Raw genomic sequence first — 4,369 nt, forward strand, 5'->3', positions numbered from 1 at the left:
TTTTAATGCATAAGTTTTTGTTATTTTGTCTAAAATCAAAGTATTAAAATATTAACAGTTAGAAAAAACTCAATAGACCTCATTGCCACAAATGATTGTAAAGTGGTGTGAGCAAAAGTCAGTTAGAGGAGTTCTGGAAACTAACTAACTGCTAGCAATAAATCTATTGAGTTATCTTTATTGTGACAAATCAGTATGAAATTAAGATGAAATATCAAGCTGCCTCAGAAAATTTAAAATTTATACTTGCCTAAATAATACAACACCCTAATCGAAAGACTAGAGTGTTGTATTTAACACATACTACTAGACAGAATTAGAACTTAAAAACAGTTCTATGTATTGATGACAACACTATTACTGAAATCATGATGATAGCAGTTTTAAAAAGTGAAAGTAGTACGCAGTGTACCAACATAAACAGTATCGTTTGTGTCATTATGCTCAGGATTGAAGATGACTAACAAACCGGGGGTAACGGCAATATTATCAGTGAGTTGCAGTTTGTACAGCCCCTCCAGGTGATAGGATGTGCCGTCATCTTCACGACGAACACCGTTTGCCTGGATAAAATCGTTGTCAGTCGCTTTAGGTGGTTGACCAAAAATAAAACCAAGCACGTTACCTTGTTTGCCAAAGTCTCTCAAAGAAAGGGTAGCCGCCCAATAGTTAAAGTCTGCTTCATCACCCTGTTGAGCACCACTCTGAGCTTGTGCATCGCTGAAACCATACCAACCACCAATAGTAATATTAGGGCTTGGTTTAAAGCTAGCTTCTACACCGTAGTGGTTAGCAGTCAAAGCAGCACCTTGAAAGGGGTTATTTGCATAGACGCTGCCTGTGGAGCTAAATAGGTTAATCTGTCCTCCATTTTGGTAGGTACGAGCGTAGGTCAAACCAACATTTAATGCCTGAGTGGGCTGGAAAGATATCTGACCAAAGGCTGCATAGGAACCATCGAAAAGACCGGAACCATCGCTAGGATCGTTAGCTCTGCCAGCTAGATAAGCTACAGATGCAGTGAAAGCTCCTTTGGGATTGAAGATTAGGGTCGCACCTGCACCGCCCTCTCCTTGACGATAAATGGGGCTGAACCGACCATAGCGGGAAATAGAACCTTTACCGCTGCTTTGAAGGTCAGGGTTGAAGGTGTTAATGCTGTTTTCGTACAACAAACCACCGGCAGCATCAACCTGGACGCGCACTGCATCGCTCAGGTTAAAAGCGTAGTTAACTTTATCGATTAAAGCATCGTTATTTTCATTCCCGTCAAACGATAGACGGGTCATGTTTGTACCCGTTACATTCGTACCGTATGGGCTAATATTCCGGCTTTGGATACGAATTTCTAAATTGTCTTTTCCAGTAAAACTAGAGTTCAATTTCAGACGAACTCGGTTAGCAAAAATAGTATTGGTGTCTAAGTCGGGAGCCGTAGCCTGATCAACACCAGAGGAAACCGCCCTCTGATCGCTGCCAAAAACATCAGACACGTTAAAAATTGCTTCCCCAGTTAGCTTGGTAGTAGTGGAAAATTGATTAGCTTCTAGTTCAGAAGTGCGAGCTTCTAAGGAATCCACACGACCACGCAGAGTTGCCAGTTCAGCGGAAAATTCTTCTTGTAAGCGCTGTAAGGTAGCTAAATCTTGCTTGGTTACCAGGTCTGCTGTAGCAGTGGCAATCAATTCGTTAACTCGGTCTAAACAGGCGTTCAAACCAGCGGCAAATTCATAACGCGTCAAAGCACGGTTGCCACGATAGGTACTATTGGGATAGCCTGCAATACAACCGTAGCGTTCAACTAAAGACTGCAAGGCTTGGAATGCCCAGTCTGTGGGTTGTACGTCAGAAAACTGAGAAACTGATGTGACTTGACCGAAGTTGTCTGATTGGGCAGTCAACTGGTCTACAGTTATTACCTGTTCGTTAGCCTCAGCTGCTAAGGCGCTGTTAGCAGCGAAAAATATAGCGGCAACAATAACTGGACTGAGCCTTAGAACATTCCAGAATGGCTTGGTCATGATTCTTTTTTCACTCACACCTAAATTTGATTCCGACATGATTTCTTGTCTCTTCAAACCTGAAAATCTATTTACAGGATTCACTCCTATAACTAGATTCTCAGAGCATGATGAAATTAGGATGAAATCACAGGTTAATGATAGGTTAATGAATCAAAAAACCACCAAACACGCATCTATCACAATTTACATCCCTACTTCTGTCAACATGACATCCCTAGACACCAGCTCCTTACACTCTAAGAATTGCTCTGACTACGGATAGGTCTGAACCAGAGCTAGACCAAGTGGAATTTCTTGCGTGAATCCAACTTGATTGGCATAGACTTGGTACTGCCAAGTTGCACCATAGCCTGGTTCATAGGTTTGAGTATTGACTCCTCTCATTAAAATTGAGAGTTTTGTCTCAGGGTCTATTGGTTGTGAAAAAGCTACTGTAGCTTTTTGTCCATTAATAGAAACTGTCGTGGGAATTTTTTGCCCTGATTGATTTTTTACCTCAATTCCTCTATCAATTTTCACTCCTTCAGGCAAATTAATTGTAAGTCCTGCCAGAGGTTTACCCTGCACATGGACTTCAAATTTGTGAGTAGCATCTGTGGCATAAGTAGTATTAGGAGTAGCAGCACTTTTCATTAAATGGGAAGCGCTAAAATCACCTGGTTTACCGCTTGCAAAAACAGCATCAACTGAAGATGTAAATGCCAGTGTGAATACAACAGCATAAATCAATTTTTTCATTTTGATTCTCCTCAAAACCTAGTTCAATTTCCTTTCTATTATCAGTTTGACATTCACAGATGAAATCTCAATGAAATCCCATAGTTTATTACTGAAAAAATAATGTTGCATTAGTAAGTACGAAACCAAGCAACACCTATGGGAATTTCTGCATCAATGCCAACCTCTCTAGCTGAGAAGCTATAGACAGAACCATTACCAAGATTTCGTCTTTTTATTTTATTAAGGTCAATATCAAACTTAGTGTTAGGAGCAACTGGTTCGGCGAAAGCTAGTAGTATTGTTTTACCGTTGACAGATACATTAGTGTTAATTTTCTGCCCCTTTTCATCCACGACATCGATATCCTGAATGTTCTTACTTATAGTTACATTGTCTGGAACTTTGACAAGTAGTTGGGTGACAGCTTTGCTATTTTGGGGAACGTGTAAACGGAAAGTATGTCTAAAAATTCCCCAGCGTGTGGGAGGGAATTGTGAATTTCCATCAAGATGGGGAACCCTACCATCATCTGTTCTAGCACTTGCATAGCTAGGAGCAATAATAGCTGTGCTACTCAGAGTCAATACAACGGCGTAAATCAATGACCTCTTCATATTTATCTCCAAAATAATTAAACACATTAGTTAAAGTGCAGGTTCATGCATCGTGAGTGAATCTGCTCTTAATAGATAGATCAAAACTTGGCAAAGCCATATTTAACTACCCCTTGATACAGCCGTTAATCAGGAGAAGTAGGTAGTTAGCTTGCCCTTATCAAGTTCAAATCGTCGGTGATGTTTTGCTAAAGAGGTATGCTACCTCTATCTACTAGCATGACAACTCATAATGAAATCAAGATGAAATTTAAGCAATTTTCGTTAGAATCTATAAATTAAAATGTGGGAAATTGAGCTACACCTATAGGAATCTCTGTATCACTACCAACGACTTTGACGGAAAGATGGAAAATAGAAGTAGAATCAAGAGTTGATTGGTATATTTTGTTAAGATTTATTAGCAACTTAGTAGTGCTAGAAGTAACTGGTTCAGGAAAATCTATAATAATTCTTCTACTATTTAAAGAAATATTAATTTTGATTTTTTGACCTTTATCATCTAAGACATCAATATCATTACTTACAGCTACTGTGGATGGAGCATCAATAATTAGCTGGGAAAGAGCCTTGCCCTTTTTAGGAACGTGTAACTGGAAGGCCAATTTAACTAGTTGCCAACCAGCAGGAGTAGATTGCATATTATTTTCAATATTAGCAACCTTATTATTATCTATTTTCGCATTTGCATAGTCAGGAGAAATTAAAGCTGTGGTAGCCAGACTACATACAGCAGCATAAATCAATGTTCTCTTCATCTTGACTGTTAAATTAACAAACTATCTCAACTAGATTGCAGATTTATCCTTAGTGAATGAACCTTTACAAAACCAGTGTGACAGGTCACTATGAAATTAAGATGAAATAACTAGCTTGCAAAAATAAATTTAAGATTGCAAAGCACAAGTTAACTTTTACACGCACTGTAGTATCACCAAAGCCGGAACGTTCTTCTGTGCCACATCCTTTGGGTCTAATACGCACAACATTGTACCTGCCTCTTATACACAT

4 protein-coding genes are annotated in these 4,369 nt (G+C 39.2%); all 4 read right to left on the minus strand.

Going from position 1 to position 4,369, the window contains the following annotated elements; genetic code table 11:
- Positions 1 to 383: 383 nt before the first annotated feature.
- Positions 384 to 2,021 carry an iron uptake porin gene (locus IQ229_RS14985; protein WP_162398330.1) on the minus strand — a complete coding sequence of 546 codons (1,638 nt, stop codon included), beginning with the start codon at positions 2,019 to 2,021 and terminating at the stop codon, positions 384 to 386.
- Positions 2,022 to 2,276: 255 nt separating this feature from the next.
- Positions 2,277 to 2,762 (minus strand): DUF2808 domain-containing protein, encoded by a 486-nt coding sequence (locus IQ229_RS14990; protein WP_162398287.1) that lies wholly within the window; start codon positions 2,760 to 2,762, stop codon positions 2,277 to 2,279.
- Between the two features lie 110 nt (positions 2,763 to 2,872).
- Positions 2,873 to 3,358 carry a DUF2808 domain-containing protein gene (locus tag IQ229_RS14995; RefSeq protein WP_162398288.1) on the minus strand — a complete coding sequence of 162 codons (486 nt, stop codon included), beginning with the start codon at positions 3,356 to 3,358 and terminating at the stop codon, positions 2,873 to 2,875.
- Positions 3,359 to 3,636: 278 nt separating this feature from the next.
- Positions 3,637 to 4,116: a hypothetical protein gene (locus tag IQ229_RS15000; RefSeq protein ID WP_162398289.1), complete on the minus strand. Its 480-nt coding sequence runs from the start codon at positions 4,114 to 4,116 to the stop codon at positions 3,637 to 3,639.
- Positions 4,117 to 4,369 lie beyond the last annotated feature (253 nt).

Origin of the sequence: Nostoc cf. edaphicum LEGE 07299 (assembly GCF_015207245.1) — a bacterium.
GTDB classification, from domain to species: Bacteria; Cyanobacteriota; Cyanobacteriia; order Cyanobacteriales; family Nostocaceae; genus Nostoc; species Nostoc edaphicum_B.